This is a genomic window from Ferrovibrio sp. (genome assembly GCF_035304305.1).
Taxonomy (GTDB): Bacteria; Pseudomonadota; Alphaproteobacteria; order Ferrovibrionales; family Ferrovibrionaceae; genus Ferrovibrio.
In genome coordinates this window covers 1-17,180 of record NZ_DATGQG010000108.1, presented here as the reverse complement: position 1 = coordinate 17,180, position 17,180 = coordinate 1, and the positions used below count along the sequence as shown (strand labels likewise).

Sequence of the window (17,180 nt, the reverse complement as noted above, 5' to 3'; positions counted from 1 at the left end):
GTGCATACCGGCGACAGCGTCACCGTGGCGCCGGCGCTGACGCTCACCGACAAGGAATATCAGCTGATGCGCGACGCCTCGATGGCGGTGCTGCGCGAGATCGGCGTCGAAACCGGCGGCTCCAACGTGCAGTTCGCCGTCAATCCGGCCGACGGCCGCATGGTCGTCATCGAGATGAACCCGCGCGTGTCGCGGTCCTCGGCGCTGGCCTCCAAGGCGACCGGTTTCCCGATCGCCAAGGTCGCCGCCAAGCTGGCGGTCGGCTACACGCTGGATGAACTCGCCAACGACATCACCGGCGTCACCCCGGCATCCTTCGAGCCGACGATCGACTACATCGTCACCAAGATGCCGCGGTTCACCTTCGAGAAGTTTCCGGGTACCGAACGCCTGCTCACCACCTCCATGAAGTCGGTGGGCGAGGCCATGTCGATGGGGCGCAGCTTTCAGGAAAGCCTGCAGAAGGCGCTGCGCTCGATGGAAACCGGCCTGACCGGCCTGAACGACATCGTCATTCCCAATGCCGACGAGCCCGATGGCAAGGAAGCCATCATCGCCGCGCTGGCGCAGCCGACGCCGGATCGCCTGCTGGTGATCGCGCAGGCCTTCCGCCATGGCCTCAGCGTCGCCGAGGTGCATGCCGCCTGCAAATACGATCCCTGGTTCCTCGATCAGATCGAGGAGATCGTCCGTACCGAGCAGCGCGTGAGGGAGAAGGGGCTGCCGAAGGAGGCCGATGCCCTGCGCCGGCTGAAAAGCATGGGCTTCTCCGATGCCCGGCTGGCCGAGCTGACCGGCAGGACAGAAGCCGAGATCGCCGCCGAACGCCGCAGGCTTGGCGTGCTGCCGGTCTTCAAGCGCGTTGATACCTGCGCGGCGGAATTCGAGAGCCGCACGCCCTACATGTACTCGGCCTACGAGCTCTCGCCGGATGCCGAATGCGAGGCCCAGCCGCAGGACCGCAAGAAGGTGATGATCCTCGGCGGCGGCCCGAACCGCATCGGCCAGGGCATCGAGTTCGATTACTGCTGCGTCCATGCGGCCTATGCCCTCAAGGAAGCCGGGTACGAGACCATCATGGTCAACTGCAACCCGGAAACCGTCTCGACCGATTACGACACCTCCGACCGCCTCTATTTCGAGCCGCTGACCGTCGAGGACGTGCTGGAGATCGTGCGGGTCGAGCAGTCGAAGGGGGCGCTGCTGGGCGTGATCGTGCAGTTCGGCGGCCAGACGCCGCTGAAGCTCGCCGCCGGCCTGGAAGCCGCGAATGTGCCGATCCTGGGCACCTCGCCGGATGCGATCGATCTGGCCGAGGACCGCGAGCGGTTCCAGCAGCTGCTGCAGAAGCTGGACCTCAAGCAGCCGGCCAATGGCATCGCGCGCTCGGAAGATGAAGCGCGCGCGGTGGTGGCGCAGATCGGCTATCCGGTGGTGATCCGTCCGTCCTATGTGCTGGGTGGCCGCGCCATGGAAATCGTGCGCACGCCGGCGCAGCTCGAGCGCTACATGGTCGAGGCGGTGAAGGTTTCCGGCACCTCGCCGGTGCTGATCGACAGCTATCTGTCGGATGCCATCGAGGTCGATGTCGACTGCCTGGCCGACAGCGAGACGCAGTTCGTCGCCGGCGTGATGGAGCATATCGAGGAAGCCGGCATCCATTCCGGCGACAGCGCCTGCACTCTGCCGCCCTACAGCCTGGCGCCGGCCATCATCGACGAAATCAAGTCGCAGACCCAGAAGCTGGCGAGGGCGCTGAACGTGGTCGGCCTGATGAACGTGCAGTACGCCGTAAAGGACGGCGTGGTGTACATCCTCGAAGTCAATCCGCGCGCGTCCCGCACGGTGCCCTTCGTCGCCAAGGCGATCGGCGCGCCGCTGGCCAAGATTGCCGCGCGCGTGATGGCGGGCGAGAAGCTGGCGAGTTTCAATCTGCAGGAGCGGAAGAACGGCCATATTGCCGTCAAGGAAGCGGTTTTTCCCTTCGCGCGTTTCCCCGGCGTCGACATCATCCTCGGTCCCGAGATGAAATCGACCGGCGAGGTGATGGGCATCGACCGCGATTTCGGCACGGCCTTTGCCAAGGCGCAGATTGCCGCCGGCACCGTGCTGCCGTTGAAGGGCAGCGTGTTCATCTCGGTGCGCGACGCCGACAAGCCGGCACTGGTGGAAGCGGCGCGGCGGCTGGTCGGCATGGGGCTCGAGGTGGTCGCCACCTCCGGCACGGCGCGGTTCTTCTCCGAACACGGGATCAACGTCCGCGTGGTGAACAAGGTGATGGAGGGCCGGCCGCACATCGTGGACGCGATGAAGAACGGCGAGATCCAGCTGGTCTTCAATACCTCCGAAGGCGCGGCCTCGATCCGGGACAGCTTCGATCTGCGGCGCACCGCCCTGATGAACAAGATTCCCTATTTCACCACTGTTGCCGGCGCCAAGGCCGCCGTCCGCGCCATCGAGGCGCTGCGGGCAGGGAGCCTTGCGGTGGCCCCTCTGCAGGCCTATTTTTAGCGGTCAGAAGGAGGGAGCAATGCAGAAGATCCCCATGACCGAGACCGGCTACCAGCGCCTTGAGGCCGAGCTGAAGAACCTCAAGACGGTGGAACGGCCGTCGGTGATCCGTGCCATCTCGGAGGCACGCGAGCACGGCGATCTTTCGGAAAATGCCGAGTACCATGCCGCCAAGGAGCGCCAGGGCTGGATCGAATCCCGCATCCTGGAGCTTGAGGATAAGCTGCGCCGGGCGGAAGTGATCGACGTCTCGAAGCTGTCGGGCGACAAGGTCATGTTCGGCGCCACCGTCGTGCTGGCGGATGAGGACACCGACGAGAAAAGCACCTATCAGATCGTTGGTGCCGACGAGGCCGACATCAAGGCCGGCCTGCTGTCAATCACGGCCCCGCTGGCGCGCGCGCTGGTCGGCAAGGCCGAGGGCGACAGCGTCGAAGTCAGCACGCCGGGCGGAACGAAGGCCTACGAGATCGTCTCGGTGGCTTTCAAATAGGCCACCGCGACGCTCATGGATCGCGCGGCGCTCGACAGGCTCTACAACAACCGGGCAGCCGTCCCTACCCATCAGGAAGATTTTGCACGCTGGGCTGAGGCGACGGCTGCGGCGCGGCGTGCCATGCCTGCGCAGTATGACCTCCGCTATGGAGCGGGCGAGCGCGAGACGCTGGATTTCTTTCCAGTCGGTGATCCCGGCCGACCGCTGGTCGTCTTCATCCATGGCGGCTACTGGCAGGGGCTAAGCAAGAAAGAATTCGGTTTCCTCGCCGAAGGTTTCGTCAGCGAAGCGGCCGGCCGCATCGCCAGCCTGGCGCTGTTGAACTACCCCCTCGCCCCGGACGCCGGGATGGACAGCATCGTGGCTTCCGTTCGCGGAGCGCTGGCCTGGCTCTGGCGCGAGGCGGACAGCCTCGGTTTCGACCGCGACCGCATGTATGTCTGCGGCCACTCGGCCGGCGGGCATCTCACCGCCATGGCGGCGCTTTCCGACTGGCGCGGGGTCGGATCTGACCTGCCCCCGGATTTGGTGAAGGGCGGCCTGTCGCTTTCCGGCCTCTACGACCTGCGGCCCATCAGCCGGACCTATCTGAACGAAAAGCTGGGCATGGATGACGCTGTGGCCGAGCGCAACAGCCCGCTGCTGCTCCTGCCGGAGGCCGGTGGGACCCTGCCGCCGCTTCTGCTCGCTGTCGGCGGTGATGAGACGGCAGCCTTCCTCGAGCAGCAGCAGGAATTCGCGAGTGCCTGCCGGAGCCGCGGCGAAAAGGTGACGGCGATTACTGTGCCGGCCCGGCATCACTTCAATATTGTCGACGAACTGGCGAATCCAGGCAGTGCGGTGCAGGGCACCTTCGCGCGCCTGTTACAATAGGAGGGAGGACATGAGCGGAGCCCGGCGTGTGCTGCTTGTCGACGACGATCTCACGCTGCAATCCCTTCTGGCCGAACAGCTCGATGCCACGAAGGAGTTCACCAGCCACTGCGTCAATCACGGCGCCGCGGCTCTGGAGATCGTCGGAAAGGATCATTTCGACCTGATCCTGCTGGATGTGGGCCTGCCGGACATGGATGGGCGGGACCTCTGCCGGCAGATGCGCGACGCCGGCGTGCGTGCGCCGATCATCATGCTGACCGCGGCCGACAGCGAGGGCGACACGATCCAGGGTCTGGAAGCCGGTGCCAACGATTACGTCGCCAAGCCGTTCAAGCTCGGCGTTCTGCTGGCGCGCATCAGGGCGCAGCTGCGGCAGTTCGAGCAGAGCGAGGATGCCGTCTTCTCGATCGGGCCCTATACCTTCCGCCCGGCCAACAAGCTGCTGCTGGATAACGAGAAGGCCGGCAAGAAGGTGCGGCTGACGGAAAAGGAAACCTCGATCCTGAAATACCTGCTGCGCGCGGGCACCAAGCCGGTGCCGCGCGAGACGCTGCTGACCGAGGTCTGGGGCTACAATGCGGGCGTTTCGACGCATACGCTCGAAACCCATATCTACCGCCTGCGGCAGAAGATCGAGCGCAGCCCCGGCGAGGCGAAGCTGCTGGTCACCGATCCCGGCGGCTATCGCCTGCAGCCCTGAAGGTCAGCGGCCGGAAAACCTGGGCGGCCGTTTCTCGGCCATGGCCTGGCGGCCTTCCTGGAAATCCTCGGTCCGGAAGCTGGCGGCGGAGCGGTCGCGCGCGGCGCGTTCGTCGAGCAAGCCGGCGGCAATCTCATTCAGGGTCTGTTTCATGCCCCGCACGGCCATCGGGGCAAGCCCGGCCAGGGTTGCGGCAATGGCTTCGGTCCGCTGCGCGAGTTCCTCCGCCGGCACCAGCCAGTCGATGAAATGGGTCCGCAGCATCTCGGCATCATCGAAGGTTTCCGCGGCGAGGAAGAGCCGCTTGGCCGGCCCGAGGCCGAGCCGCGACACTGCCCGCTTCAAACCATGCGGATGGTACTGGATGCCGAGTTTCGCCGGCGGGATGAAGCATTTGATGCCCTTCGCGCCGAGACGGAAATCGCAGGCCAGCGCGAGGTCGGTGCCGCCCCCGTAAACACCGCCCTGCAGCACGCAGAGCGTCGGAAAGGGCAGGCTTTCGAGCCGGTTGGAGACGCGCTCGAGCGGGTTGTCCCGCCAGTCATGCCCCGCCACGGCGCCCAGATCGACGCCGGAGCAGAAACTGCGCCCCTCGGCTTTCAGGACCAGGACCCGGATATCCGGCCGGGATGCAAGTTCGCTTAACGTAAGGTCAAGCGCCTCAAGGTCGTGGATATCGAGGGCGTTATGCCACTCCGGGCGGCGGAATGTGATGGCCACCTCATAATCGTTAGTTTCCACAGCAAATGCTTGAGACATCGGGTAATCCGCCCTTAATCTTTGTCATGACACATTTCCGCACAGGGTCTGGCCAACAGCAAGGCCCGGTGAATTCGGCGGTAAATTCAGGAGGCGCTCCGTCCCTCGACGCTGGCGGGAAGAAGGAGGCCCGAGTGGGGGAAAACGACTTTTACGTCCGCTTCTGGGGGGTACGCGGCAGCATTGCCGTGGGTTCTCCGGACGTAATGCGCTACGGCGGCAATACCTCCTGCCTGGAGATCCGCTGCGGCCGGCATCTGCTGATCATGGATGCGGGCACGGGTGTTCGCGCGCTGGGCCTCGCCCTGCAGCAGGAGGCGCCGGTCGATGCCGACCTGTTTTTCACCCACACGCATTACGACCATGTCTGCGGGCTGCCCCATTTCTGCCCGTTCTTCGATCCGCGCAGCAAATTCAACGTCTATGCCGGCCATGTGACCGATGGTCCCGGCATCAAGGGCGTGCTGAAGCAGATGATGTGCTCGCCGCTCTTCCCGGTGCCGCTAGAGATTTTCCAGGCGCAGATCACCTACACCGATTTCCGGCAGGGCGACGTTCTGGAGCCGCGCCCGGGCGTGACCGTCCGGACCGGGCCGCTGAGCCATCCGGATCTGGCGACCGGCTATCGCGTCGAGTATGGCGGCAAGTCGATCTGTTATCTGACTGACACGGAGCATCCGCCCGAAGGATGTGACGAGAAGATCGTCGAACTGATCCGCGGCGCAGATATCGTCATCTACGATTCGATGTATACCGACGAGGAATATGCCTGCCGGCAGGGCTGGGGCCATTCGACCTGGCAGGCGGGGGTCAGGCTCTGCGATGAAGCCGGCGTGAACACCTTCGTGGTATTCCATCACGATCCGGAACATGACGACGCTTTCATGGACCGGATTGCCGCCGAGCTGGCGGTACGGCGCCCCGGATCGGTCGTGGCCCGCGAGGGCCTCGTGCTGCGCCCCTGAGATGAACCGACCGGGATGGCGCAGGCTGCGCATGGGCCTGCAGACCCTGCTCGGATTGCGCCGGCAGGGATTCTTCATCCCCTATCGGTACGCCGACCAGCTGACTGCGACACAGCCGGCCTATGCGGCGCTGGAAGAGATATTCGCGGCCTCGCAGCCGGCATTTGCCGAAGTCCTCCGGCAGGCCGAGGCATATGCCAATGACCTGCTGGCGATCGCCGCCCGGGCTGCGCCGCCGCCGGCGCCGCGCTTCAGCCAGAGCTGGTTTCCCACCCTGGATGCCGTTGCCGCCTATACGCTGATCCGCGAGCACAGGCCGCGCCGGATCATCGAGATCGGATCGGGCCACTCGACCCGGTTTCTTGCCCGCGCCGTGGCGGACGGGCAGTTCGATGCCACGATCACGGCAATCGATCCGGCGCCGCGCGCCATGCTCACCGGCCTCCCGATCCGCTTCGTGCCGCAGGTGGTTCAGGGCTGCGATCCCGCGCTCTTCTCGGAGCTGCAGGCCGGCGACGTGCTTTTCATCGATTCCAGCCATATCCTGATGCCCGGCACGGATGTCGACTGGCTGTTCAACCGCATCCTGCCGCGCCTGCCGGCGGGCCTGCTGATCCATATCCACGATATCTTCCTGCCGGACGACTACCCGTCCGCCTGGAGCTGGCGCGGCTACAACGAGCAGCAGGCCATCGGGCCCATGCTGGCCGGTGGTTTCCGGCTGTTCTTCGCCAGTCACTGGGCAGCGACCCGGATGCGCGACATCGTGCAGCAGGGCATCGTTGGCCGCCTGCCGGCCGCCGCCGAGGCGCTTCCCGCCAGCCTCTGGCTGGTCAGGCAGGCGTAGGTCAGCCGACGGACTTCAGCGATACGGGTCGGCGGCGTCGCGCAGGCCATCACCGAAGAAGTTGAAGGCGAGCACGACCACAATCACGGGTATTGCCGGCGTCATCAGCCAGGGGTAGAGCGCGACGACATTGATGTTCTGCGCTTCGTTCAGCAGCACGCCCCAGGAGGTGATCGGCGGGCGCAGGCCAAGGCCGAGGAACGACAGCGCCGTTTCGCCGAGGATCATGGTCGGAATGGACAGGGTCGCCGAGGCGATCAGGTGGCTCATGAAGCTCGGCAGCAGGTGGCGCCCGATGATGCGGGCCGGCGAGGCGCCCATCAGTTGAGCCGCCACGGCGAAATCCTCCTCGCGCAGTGCCAGCAGCTTGGAGCGGACGGCGCGGGCGAGGCCGGGCCAGTCGAGCAGGCCGAGAATGATGGTGATGCCGAAATAAACCAGGATCGGCGACCACGTGACCGGCAGGGCGGCCGAAAGGGCCATCCAGAGCGGCAGTTCCGGCAGGCTGCGGACTAGTTCGATCAGCCGTTGGATCACATTGTCCACCCAGCCACCGTAATAGCCGGATATGCCGCCCAGCAGGATGCCCAGCAGAAAACTGATAGCAATTCCGAACAGTCCGACGGTGAGCGATATGCGCGTGCCGTACACAATGCGCGAGAAGATGTCGCGTCCGAGACGGTCGGTGCCGAACAGGTAGAAGTGGCCCTCTTCGGCGGGGCAGACGAAATGGAAGCGCATCGGAAGCACGCCCCAGAACTCGTACGGATCGCCCTGGCAGAAGAACCGCAGGGGATACACGCGTGACGTATCCGGCGTGTATTCCCGCTTCAGGGTCTCGGTATTCATCTTGAAGCGCTGGCCGTAGACGAAGGGCCCGACGAATTCGCCGTCATGGAACAGATGGATCTCGTGCGGCGGCGCATAGATCGCCCGCGGATTCCGGGTCTGCAGATTGTAGGGCGCGATGAATTCCGAAAACAGGGTGGAGGCGTAGATCAGCAGCAGGATGACGCCGCTCCATACCCCGAGGCGATGACGGCGGAATTTCCACCACATCATCTTCCACTGCGAGGCGCGGTAATACTGCTCCTGCTCGGGGGCCATCGCCTCGATCGAATAGGGATCGAACGGCGCATCGCTGACCCAGTGTTCCAGCTTCTGCTTGGTATCCTGACGGCTCATTTCGCCTGCCCGCCGGTAAGACGGATGCGTGGATCAAGCCACGCCAGAAGGATGTCCGAGACCAGCATGCCGACAACCGTGAGTACGGCCAGAAACATGAGGAACGAGCCGGCGAGATACTGGTCGAGCGACTGCAGAGCCCCGAGCAGCATGGGGCCGGCTGTCGGCAGGCTCATGACGACGGAGACGATCACCGAGCCCGATACGACGGAGGGCAGCAGGTTGCCGATGTCGGAAATGAACGGGTTCAGCGCCATGCGGATGGGATACTTGATCAGCAGGCGCAGTGGCGGCAGACCCTTGGCGCGGGCGGTCACGACATACTGCTTCTGCAGCTCATCCAGAAGATTGGCGCGCAGGCGGCGAATCATGGCTGCGGTTCCCGAGGTGCCGATGACGATGACGGGAACGACCATATGGGCAAACAGCGACCTGATCTTTTCGGCATTCCAGGGGGCATCGATCAGCTCGGGATCGACCAGTCCGCCCATGCTGACCCCGAACCAGATATTGGCGTAATACAGCATCACCAGCGCGAGCAGGAAGTTCGGCGTCGCCAGGCCGATATAGCCCAGCAGCGTGAAGCCGTAATCGCCCCATGAATACTGCCGCGTCGCCGAGTAGACGCCGATCGGGAAGGCGACGACATAGATGAACAGGATGGTGAAGAAGTTGATCACCGCGGTCAGCGCGAGGCGGTCGCCGATCAGTTCGCCCACCGGGCGGTTGTATTCGAAAGACCAGCCCCAGTCGCCCTGCAGCAGTCCGGACAGGCCGTTGGGACCGGGCCAGAAGCCCATCCAGATGGCATATTGCTCGAGCAGCGGCCGGTCAAGCGCATACTGCTTGCGCAGGAACTCGGCGCGTTCCAGCGCCGATGTCTCGCCCTGCGCCCTCAGCTCGGCAATCTGGTTGCTGAGATAGTCGCCGGGCGGCAGCTTGATGATCAGGAATATCAGAAGGCTGATGATCAGCAGGGTGGGGATCATCAGCAGCAGGCGGCGCGCAAGATACATCAGCATGCGTTCGGCACCGGCTTACGGACGCATCCAGAAGGTTTCCGGCCTGTAGATGCCGACGAATGCCCCCGGATCCCAGTTGAACACGCCTTCCTTTGGCACATTGGCCAGCTTCTTGTTGATCACCACCGGCTGGAAGACGCCGCTGATCACGCCGATGGTGAAAGTCTGCTCGGCATGGATCGACAGCATGCGGTGCCAGATCTGTTCGCGTTCCTGCGCGCTGTTCGCCTCCAGCCAGCGTTCGAACAGGTCGAACAGTTCACGCGCCGCCGGCAGGTCAACCGGTTCGCCGGACTGGCCGCGGGTTTCATACCACTGTCCCCATTTCGGCCATTGCAGCCCGTACTGCGAGGTGGGGGCCAGCTCGCTGGGGATCGTATCGGCCCGGGCGAGGCCGTTTTCCAGCCCGGTCCAGACCGACATGATTGCCTCACCGGAGAAGATGCGGTTGCGGACAATGTCGCGCTGGCTCGGCTTGGCAAACAGCTTGATCCCGACCTTGAGCCAGTTTTCGCCGATCAGCTCCAGAATGTCGGTCTGTTCCGTGTCTTCGCCGGCGGTTTCAACGATGATCTCCACCGGCCGGCCGTCGGGCAGCAGACGAATGCCGTTGCCGTCGCGTTTGGTCAGGCCGAGCTCATCGAGCAGCCTGTTCGCCGCGGCGGGATCATAGGTCGCATTGCGGGTCTGGTATTCCGGACGGAACAGCGGGCTGTCGGGCAGAACGGTGTTGTTGGATTCCAGAGCCAGGCCGAAGAACAGCGTCTCGTTGATGGCCTGGCGGTCGATCGCCAGCGAGAGCGCCTGACGGAAGGCCGGCTGGCGCAGCACGTCACGCCAGGTCGGATCGTTGCAGTTGAGGTTCGGGAACAGCGCGAAATGGGAGCCTTTCGCGGTACGCCAGAGCAGCGTCTTGTAGCCGGCCCGCTTCTCGTTCTCCTTCAGGAAGGTGAAGTTGTTGAAGCTGATGGTACGGAACTGCAGGTCGGCTTCGCCGGCGCCGGCCTTGGCGGGAATCAGCTTGCCATCGGCCTGGGTGAGGACGATCCGGTCCAGATAGGGCAGCTGCAGACCATTCGGATCGACGCGGTGATAGAACGGATTGCGCTGGGCCAGGAAGCGGATCGCCGGCGGCCGTGTCGCAATGACCCATGGGTCCAGCGAAGGCAGGTCTGGGTTGTCCGACTCGTACATGTTGTCGAGCCGGTTATGCAGGGCGGCCCAGTTTCGCTGCTTCGCCGCCGTCACCACACGCTGCAGCTCAGCCGGATCGGCATAGCGGGCGTGGAACTTCTTCATGTAGTGGGCGGGACGGTAGATATAGAGCGGCGCGGCTCCGGCCAGCCGCGGCAGGAAATAGGGATTCCGCTTCGACCACTCATAGCGCACGGTGTGGGGGTCGGGAAAGGTGACCTGCGGCGGATCACCGTCGACAAGAAGGGCGATGGGCGGCCCCGACGGACTCAGGTCCTTGTTGTTGGCGACGTCTTCCCAGTAATAGCGGAAGTCCTCGGTCGTGAACGGCTGGCCGTCGGACCAGCGGTGGCCCTGCCGCAGCCGGAAAGTGAAAACGCGTTCGTCCTCTACGGTGTAGCTCTCGACCAGGTCGGGAACGATTTCGAATTTTTCGTTGTACACGACGAGGCGGGTGTAGCCGATCACGCTCAGGAGCCGCAGGTCGCGGGCCCGTCCGATCAGGGTGCGAATCTCGCCGCCATGCCGTCCCGCTTCGGCAGGCGCGGTGAAGGCCACCCTAAGCGGTTCTGCGGGAAGACGCTGATCGACCGGCGGCAGCCGGCCGGCCGCCACCTCCGCCGTCAGCGCGGGGATCTCCTGAAGCTCGGTCTGCGCCTGTGCGGCCGGCAATGCAATCAGCGGCAGGATCGCGGATATCAGGGCGATGACGGATTTCATGCGACAAGTTCCCGAAGGTCGGCATTCTCGGCGGCGCGCACGAAGTGTCCGTCGCCGATTTCGACCATACGCGGCCGGGCCGCATTGTCGATCGTGAAGGGATGGGGCCAGGCCGTGGGGTCCGACGCCTTTCCTTCCATCAGGAAGTGCAGGTCCAGACGGCTGTCCGGATCCGGCTTCGGCACCGCGGACAGAAGCGCCCGGGTGTAAGGATGGACAGGGTTGGAGAAAAGCGCGGCCCGCGGCGCGATCTCCACCAGGCGGCCAGCGCACATCACCGCAATCCGGTCGGCGATGTAGTCGACAACGGCGAGATTGTGCGAAATGAACAGGTAGGTCAGGCCAAGCTCCTTCTGCAGATCCTTCAGAAGATTGAGGATCTGGGCCTGGATCGACACATCGAGTGCGGAAACCGGCTCGTCGCAAATCAGCACGTCCGGCTGCAGCGCGAGGGCCCGCGCGATACCGATGCGCTGACGTTGCCCGCCCGAAAAGGAATGAGGGTAGCGCCGCATGAAGCGGGTATCCAGGCCGACCAGGGTCATCAGTTCCTTGACCCGCTCGAAGCGTTCATCCGCGTCGCCGATACCATGGATGACCATCGGTTCGGAGATGATGTCGAGGACGGTCATGCGCGGATTGAGTGACGAGAAGGGATCCTGGAAGATGAACTGGACCTTGCGGCGATAGGAGAATAGCTCTTCGTCCTTCAGGGCGAGCACATCGACCATGCGGTCGCCGTCATGAAAGCGGATGCTGCCGCTGTCGGGCGCAAGCGCGCGCAGAATCAGCTTGCTTGCCGTGGTCTTGCCGCAGCCGGACTCCCCGACCAGGCCGAGGCATTCGCCGGGCTGGATGGAAAAGGAGATGTCATCGACCGCAAGAACGCGGGTTGCATGCCCGCCACCGAAAAGGCCGCCCTTGCGCAGGGTGAAGCTTTTCGAAACGTGGTTGACCTCAAGAAGCGGCTCTCCGGCCGCGGGCGCTCTGCGCGGTTTGGACCGCAGAAGGCTGCCGACTTCCGCCTTGATTTCGCGAATGGGCACCAGCCGTTCCCCGGGCTTCATGTCGAAGCGGGGTACCGCGTTCAGCAGGGCACGCAGATAAGGATGTTGCGGGTCACGGAAGATGTCGTGCAGGGAGCCGCGCTCCATCACCTGCCCATGATACATGACGACGATCTCATCAGCCATGTTGGCCACGACGCCGAGGTCGTGGGTGATCATCAGTACCGCCATGCCGAGTTCGGTCTGCAGGTCCTTGATGAGTTTAAGGATCTGGGCCTGGATCGTGACATCGAGCGCCGTGGTGGGCTCGTCGGCAATCAGCAGGGCCGGTCGGCAGACCAGAGCCATGGCGATCATGGCGCGCTGCCGCAGCCCGCCGGACAGCTCGAAAGCATAGGTCCGCATGGCGCGCTGCGGATCGGGGAAGCCAACGAGGCGCAGCATCTCGGTCGCGATCTCGCGACCTTCCGCCGGCGTGGACTTTCGGTGCAGGTGCAGGGCCTCGGTGACCTGGTCGCCGATCGTGTGCAGCGGGCTCAGCGAGGTCATCGGCTCCTGGAAAATGATCGATATGCGGCCGCCCTGGAGCTGGCGCATCGCACTGCTGCCAGGGCGCAACTGCGCAATGTCGATTGGCGTCGAGGGCGCGAGCGGATCGAAGAACCGGATGCTGCCACCGGCAATGCGCGCGATGCGGGGCAGGATTCCCATGATGCTCTGGCTGACGACGGACTTGCCCGAACCAGACTCTCCCACCAGAGCTACGGTGCCCCCCTGGGGGATGCGGAAGCTGACGCCATTGACCGCCTTGAGCAGGCCTTCCGGAAGCGTGAAATGGACCTGGAGATCCTCGACCTCAAGCACGTTACTGGTCATGGCCCATCCCCCTGCCGGCGGACCATGTCGGCCATTCGCTCCACGTTGGCACGCGTCATGGGGCTGAGCGCAAGCTGTTGCCGGTCGGCGGCTGCCACTGCCGCCTGCACAAGCTGCGGAAAGCCGAGCAGGTTGCTGTCGACCCGCAATCGCGCCTGAGATGCCTTAACAGTCAATTGCAGCCATCCCTCACTCCGGTCCCGTCGCGTGGAGTAATAACGCAGATCCACGGCGGTCAGATCAGACCAGGGCATATTCACGCGACGACGGAATCCCCACCGGTTGAGCAATGCAATCCCCGACGCGTCGAGTTCAACCTCGATCTGCTGACGCCACAAGGTCATGACGCCAAGCCAGGCAAAAAGCAGGCCCGAGCCAGCCAACAGGACGAAAATGACAGATTGGGGCTCGGCAAACAACATTAGTCCCAGGCAGAAGGCGAGGCCGATGGCGGACCGGAGATAGTCTGGCCAGAGGCGGGATGCCGGGTAATAGAAGGTTGTCATGACAGGAAGATTACGGCCTCGGGGGCAGGCCGATCTTCAGAGCCCGCTCCAGCCCGGTCCATTCGGCTCCGGGATGGCGGCCGATGAGCTCAACAAAAGCGGCGATGAAATCCCAGCCCGTGTCATCATGCCGGAGATGGTGGGTGAGCAGCCCGAGGGGTTGTTGCAGTGCAACATCGCCGCGTTGCCGCTGCAGGCAGAGTACCGCCTGTTTCAGGGCCGTGCGGCAACCGGAGGTGACGTCTCCGCCGCGCCAGTCTACCGGGTCGATATGGGTGTTCAGCTGGATCAGCCCCGGCGCGGCAAAGGGATGGCGGCGCAGGCCGAAGCCGGAAAGCGCGATGAAGCCCATGGTCGCCAGATCACCGGCCATGTCCGCGATCCGGTTCCACGGCGGCACCAGTACCCGGAGCCGCCGGGGGAACAGCGTGCCCAGGCTCTTCTCGCCGGCCCGGAGGTCGTCGATCCGCTGCTGCAGCGGCCGGGAAGCCGGGAACTCGCATTTCTTCTCGCCTGCGGGAGCATGATTGCGGTGAGCGAAGCCATGCTGAACGACCGTCAGTCCCGGGGAACCGTCCAGCCGGCTGGCGAGGGCCTCGGTTGCCAACCCGGGTATGACGGCAAGGGTGAGGGGTGTCCGGGTGCTGTCCTTCAGGCGCAGCAGCCTTTCAAGGGGCGGCGTGACATCGGTGGCATCGTCATCCCGCCACCAGAAGCTGGCCACCCGACCGGCTTCTGCCCAAAGGTCGAGCTCGGCTTCCAGTGCCGTCCATTCGTCCCGCAGGGAAGCCAGGAGCGTCATGTCAGGGGCTGCGTCGAGCGAGATGGTGCCGTACCAGCCGGACGGTTTCGTCGGCACCGTCGAGGCGGATGCCGGCTGTGGTCGGAGCCGAGGCCAGGGCTGCACCGATTGCGTCTGCAAGGCGCTGGGGCGTCAGTCCGCTTTCGCGGACCACCTGAAGCAGGCCGCGTTCGGCCAGAAGGTTGGCGCGCAGCGCCTGTTCGGTTTCCTCGCCGCCGGCAAAGGGCACGACGACCGCGCGCGCGCGGCTCGCCAGCGTTTCCATCACGGTATTGTACCCGGCCTTGCTGATCGACAGCAGGCAGTGCCGCAGCATGCCGGGAAAGTCGGGCCGCACCGGCTCGATGATCACGCCCGGCCCGGCGAGTTGCCGGAGTTCCTCGACGGCGGCGGTATTTTCCTGGCGACTGACCAGAATGCGCCATTGCCGGTCGCGTGCGGCGGACAGGGGTTTAGCCGCCAGTGCCGTGCGGAACAGCGGCAGGCCCACCGCCCCACCACCCGCCGAAACCAGCACTTCTCCTTCTCCGGCCCCGGTTTGGGGGATGTCATGCTGCTCGACAATATAGCCGGTATATTCCAGCTGGTCCCGGATGCGGTCGGCGAGCGGAAAGGTCTTCTCGAACGGAACGATGGCGGGGTCGCCGTGGATGAAGGCGCCATCGTAATGCTGCTGCAGCCACGCAATGGAATCGAGATCGCGCTCCGGCTTGCTGCGGTCGACCAGGATGTCCCGCACCGAACAGAAGACCAGCGGTTTCGGCCGGCGTTCACGGATGCGGGCAAGCAGGGGCAGCAACTCGAACCGCATCGGGCGGCGGCCGAAGGGGAACAGTTCCGTCAGCAGGACATCGGGTGCAACTTCGTCGAACACGGCCTGCAGGCGCGCCAGACGCATGGCTCGCCATTCATCCGTCACCGGTACGTCATGCTCGTCCAGCAGGACGCGGAAGCTGGAATCCTGTGCACGGGCGGGGGGCAGCTGGATAAAGCGTATGCCCTCGAGTCCATGCAGCGTCGGGTCCGGCATTCCGCCTGAAACCAGCGTAGTCGCGAAGCCGTTTCGTGCCATCGCCCGGGCGATGGCAGAAACGCGGTGCAAATGGCCGACGCCCAGAAGATGCTGGACATAGATCATCACGCCTGGTGCGGCCATCGGTTCACTCCAAGGGAATGTTCATGGCCAGCGGCTGCGGGCGGCCATCGGCAGCAATACGGAATTCATGCAGGCAGGTCCAGTCGAGCCTGACGGGAGGCTTGCCGATCATCGGCCAGCCATAGGCCGCCGCCAGCACGGCGCGGATCACACCCTTATGGGTAACGGCACCACAATCCACGCCAGCTTCGGCCAGGCTGCGCAGCCAGGGCAGCAGGCGTTGCTGTACCTGGCGCGGGCTCTCGCCCCGCGGCGGCTGAAAATCGAGCCCCCGCGCCTCTTCGGTCGTGAATGCCTCGCCGTACTGCGTCCGCAATTCGGCGACAGTCCGTCCTTCGTATTGCCCCCAATCCATTTCGATCAGGGCCGGTTCAACTGCGGCAGGCAGATGCAACAGGTCGGCCGTTTCCCTGGCACGCTGCAGCGGGCTGACATACCACTTTCGCCTCGCATAGGCCTCGGGAACCCGTCGCCCGAAGAGGCTGGCGCGCCCCGCATCGGAAAGCGGCAGGTCGGCGCGGCCCTGCAGGCGGTGGTCGGTATTCCACCCTGTTGCGGCATGGCGCAGGAGGACGAGGCGGGTCATTGCGGCAATCCGAGGTGGCGGAACAGCGCCGCGAGACGTTTCCGGGCCATGGCCATGGAAAGGTGAGAGCCAACATGGTCGGCGGCGGCACGGGACATCTGTGCAAGCTGCGGTGGTTGCGCCAGCAGTTCGCGCAATGCCTCCGCCATCGCGCGGGGCGAATGATCCTCGATCAGCCAGCCGGTTTCGCCATGACGGACGATATCGGGCACGCCGCGGGTTCTGACCGAGAGCACCGGCAGTCCGGCGGCCTGGGCTTCCAGGAGAGCAAGCCCGTAGGCTTCATTGACCGCAGGCCAGACATACAGGTCGCAGGCGGCGTAGATCCGCGCCAGACCGTCCGCGTCCTGCTGCCCGAGAAAGCAGGTGTTCGTGCCGGCAAAGGCGTGTTCGACGGCCGTGCGCTCGGGTCCGTCACCGACGACGATCATCTGAAATGGCCTGCCGGACGCGAGTGATAACGCCTCGGCAAGGCAGGCATAGGAGGCGAGTTTGTCGCCAGCGCGCATCATCCCGACCGCGAGCAGCCAGGGTTTGTGCGGATCAAGTCCGAAGCGGCCCGCCAGCATTCTGCGGTGCTCGTCGCGCTCCGCGGCGGCGGCGCGATACGGCGCCGGATCGAGGAAGGGCGGCAGAAGGGACACCTTCTCTCCTCCGGCGAAGCTGGCAAGGCAGACGCGATCCAGTTCGGTGATGGCCAGCAGTGCATCAGCGGCCCGGATCGCCGCTTCAGCCTGTACGTAGCCCTTTGCCCAGGGACCGTTCCGGCGCTTCGGTGCAATCGATGCCTCGGCAATCACGTAAGGCACCGCCAGGCGGGCCTTCAGCGCCGGCCCGAGATAGTCGGCGGCCTTATGATACACATGGTAGGTAAAGAGTAGGTCCGGCCGCGTTGCCGGGTCCGCCTGCCAGGAGGCAACCAGTCGGTCGGTTTCTGCCGCGGCCTCGGCGGCGATGCGGTCCTCAAGCCTG

Annotated in this window: 16 protein-coding genes; 6 read left to right on the top strand and 10 right to left on the bottom strand. The window is 64.7% G+C overall.

Going from position 1 to position 17,180, the window contains the following annotated elements; translation table 11 throughout:
• From carB to VKZ87_RS12405, 4 genes are all read left to right on the top strand, one after another.
• Window positions 1–2,511, top strand: a 2,511-nt coding sequence (gene carB / locus VKZ87_RS12420) for a carbamoyl-phosphate synthase large subunit (protein WP_324221576.1), incomplete at its 5' end; no start/stop codon positions are given.
• Between the two features lie 19 nt (window positions 2,512–2,530).
• Complete coding sequence (gene greA, locus VKZ87_RS12415; protein ID WP_324221575.1) at window positions 2,531–3,004, top strand: transcription elongation factor GreA; 474 nt, start codon at window positions 2,531–2,533, stop codon at window positions 3,002–3,004.
• Between the two features lie 15 nt (window positions 3,005–3,019).
• On the top strand, window positions 3,020–3,880 hold the full coding sequence (locus tag VKZ87_RS12410) for an alpha/beta hydrolase (RefSeq protein ID WP_324221574.1): 861 nt from the start codon (window positions 3,020–3,022) through the stop codon (window positions 3,878–3,880).
• A gap of 10 nt (window positions 3,881–3,890) precedes the next feature.
• The gene (locus VKZ87_RS12405) at window positions 3,891–4,583 is read left to right on the top strand and encodes a response regulator transcription factor (RefSeq protein WP_324221573.1); all 693 of its coding nucleotides are present in this window, start codon (window positions 3,891–3,893) and stop codon (window positions 4,581–4,583) included.
• A gap of 3 nt (window positions 4,584–4,586) precedes the next feature.
• Here VKZ87_RS12405 and VKZ87_RS12400 read toward each other — a convergent pair whose 3' ends face one another.
• Window positions 4,587–5,303, bottom strand: coding sequence for an enoyl-CoA hydratase/isomerase family protein (locus tag VKZ87_RS12400; protein WP_324221572.1), 717 nt, complete (start codon window positions 5,301–5,303; stop codon window positions 4,587–4,589).
• A gap of 173 nt (window positions 5,304–5,476) precedes the next feature.
• Between VKZ87_RS12400 and VKZ87_RS12395 the strand changes: the two genes are divergently transcribed.
• Both VKZ87_RS12395 and VKZ87_RS12390 read left to right on the top strand, forming a co-directional pair.
• Window positions 5,477–6,307 carry an MBL fold metallo-hydrolase gene (locus VKZ87_RS12395; RefSeq protein ID WP_324221571.1) on the top strand — a complete coding sequence of 277 codons (831 nt, stop codon included), beginning with the start codon at window positions 5,477–5,479 and terminating at the stop codon, window positions 6,305–6,307.
• A 31-nt stretch (window positions 6,308–6,338) separates the two neighbouring features.
• On the top strand, window positions 6,339–7,154 hold the full coding sequence (locus VKZ87_RS12390) for a class I SAM-dependent methyltransferase (protein ID WP_324221570.1): 816 nt from the start codon (window positions 6,339–6,341) through the stop codon (window positions 7,152–7,154).
• Window positions 7,155–7,169: 15 nt separating this feature from the next.
• On the opposite strand, the gene VKZ87_RS12385 is transcribed toward VKZ87_RS12390, so the two are convergent.
• The 9 genes from VKZ87_RS12385 to VKZ87_RS12345 all read right to left on the bottom strand — a co-directional run.
• Window positions 7,170–8,339, bottom strand: a complete 1,170-nt coding sequence (locus VKZ87_RS12385) for an ABC transporter permease (RefSeq protein ID WP_324221569.1) — start codon at window positions 8,337–8,339, stop codon at window positions 7,170–7,172.
• A complete protein-coding gene (locus VKZ87_RS12380) occupies window positions 8,336–9,361 on the bottom strand; it encodes an ABC transporter permease (protein ID WP_324221568.1) in 1,026 nt (341 codons plus the stop codon). Before VKZ87_RS12380 ends, VKZ87_RS12385 begins: the two co-directional genes overlap by 4 nt.
• Window positions 9,362–9,376: 15 nt before the next feature.
• A complete protein-coding gene (locus tag VKZ87_RS12375) occupies window positions 9,377–11,275 on the bottom strand; it encodes an ABC transporter substrate-binding protein (RefSeq protein WP_324221567.1) in 1,899 nt (632 codons plus the stop codon).
• Window positions 11,272–13,158: an ABC transporter ATP-binding protein gene (locus VKZ87_RS12370; protein ID WP_324221566.1), complete on the bottom strand. Its 1,887-nt coding sequence runs from the start codon at window positions 13,156–13,158 to the stop codon at window positions 11,272–11,274. Before VKZ87_RS12370 ends, VKZ87_RS12375 begins: the two co-directional genes overlap by 4 nt.
• Window positions 13,155–13,664, bottom strand: coding sequence for a hypothetical protein (locus tag VKZ87_RS12365; protein WP_324221565.1), 510 nt, complete (start codon window positions 13,662–13,664; stop codon window positions 13,155–13,157). Before VKZ87_RS12365 ends, VKZ87_RS12370 begins: the two co-directional genes overlap by 4 nt.
• Before the next feature lie 10 nt (window positions 13,665–13,674).
• A complete protein-coding gene (locus VKZ87_RS12360; protein ID WP_324221564.1) occupies window positions 13,675–14,466 on the bottom strand; it encodes a polysaccharide deacetylase family protein in 792 nt (263 codons plus the stop codon).
• Window position 14,467: 1 nt separating this feature from the next.
• Window positions 14,468–15,622 (bottom strand): glycosyltransferase family protein, encoded by a 1,155-nt coding sequence (locus tag VKZ87_RS12355; RefSeq protein WP_324221563.1) that lies wholly within the window; start codon window positions 15,620–15,622, stop codon window positions 14,468–14,470.
• A 4-nt stretch (window positions 15,623–15,626) separates the two neighbouring features.
• Window positions 15,627–16,208 carry a histidine phosphatase family protein gene (locus VKZ87_RS12350; RefSeq protein ID WP_324221562.1) on the bottom strand — a complete coding sequence of 194 codons (582 nt, stop codon included), beginning with the start codon at window positions 16,206–16,208 and terminating at the stop codon, window positions 15,627–15,629.
• The coding region (locus tag VKZ87_RS12345) for a glycosyltransferase family 4 protein (RefSeq protein WP_324221561.1) at window positions 16,205–17,180 on the bottom strand (976 nt) is incomplete at its 5' end. The genes VKZ87_RS12345 and VKZ87_RS12350, both read right to left, overlap by 4 nt.

What these genes read in the sequence shown, in the direction of transcription:
- greA (WP_324221575.1), top strand. Translation starts at nt 2,531, where the DNA reads ATGCAGAAGATCCCCATGACCGAGACCGGCTACCAGCGCCTTGAGGCC.
- VKZ87_RS12405 (WP_324221573.1), top strand. Translation starts at nt 3,891, where the DNA reads ATGAGCGGAGCCCGGCGTGTGCTGCTTGTCGACGACGATCTCACGCTG.
- VKZ87_RS12410 (WP_324221574.1), top strand. Translation starts at nt 3,020, where the DNA reads ATGGATCGCGCGGCGCTCGACAGGCTCTACAACAACCGGGCAGCCGTC.
- VKZ87_RS12390 (WP_324221570.1), top strand. Translation starts at nt 6,339, where the DNA reads ATGGGCCTGCAGACCCTGCTCGGATTGCGCCGGCAGGGATTCTTCATC.
- VKZ87_RS12350 (WP_324221562.1), bottom strand. Translation starts at nt 16,208, where the DNA reads ATGACCCGCCTCGTCCTCCTGCGCCATGCCGCAACAGGGTGGAATACC.
- VKZ87_RS12355 (WP_324221563.1), bottom strand. Translation starts at nt 15,622, where the DNA reads ATGGCCGCACCAGGCGTGATGATCTATGTCCAGCATCTTCTGGGCGTC.
- VKZ87_RS12360 (WP_324221564.1), bottom strand. Translation starts at nt 14,466, where the DNA reads ATGACGCTCCTGGCTTCCCTGCGGGACGAATGGACGGCACTGGAAGCC.
- VKZ87_RS12385 (WP_324221569.1), bottom strand. Translation starts at nt 8,339, where the DNA reads ATGAGCCGTCAGGATACCAAGCAGAAGCTGGAACACTGGGTCAGCGAT.
- VKZ87_RS12370 (WP_324221566.1), bottom strand. Translation starts at nt 13,158, where the DNA reads ATGACCAGTAACGTGCTTGAGGTCGAGGATCTCCAGGTCCATTTCACG.
- VKZ87_RS12365 (WP_324221565.1), bottom strand. Translation starts at nt 13,664, where the DNA reads ATGACAACCTTCTATTACCCGGCATCCCGCCTCTGGCCAGACTATCTC.
- VKZ87_RS12375 (WP_324221567.1), bottom strand. Translation starts at nt 11,275, where the DNA reads ATGAAATCCGTCATCGCCCTGATATCCGCGATCCTGCCGCTGATTGCA.
- VKZ87_RS12380 (WP_324221568.1), bottom strand. Translation starts at nt 9,361, where the DNA reads ATGCTGATGTATCTTGCGCGCCGCCTGCTGCTGATGATCCCCACCCTG.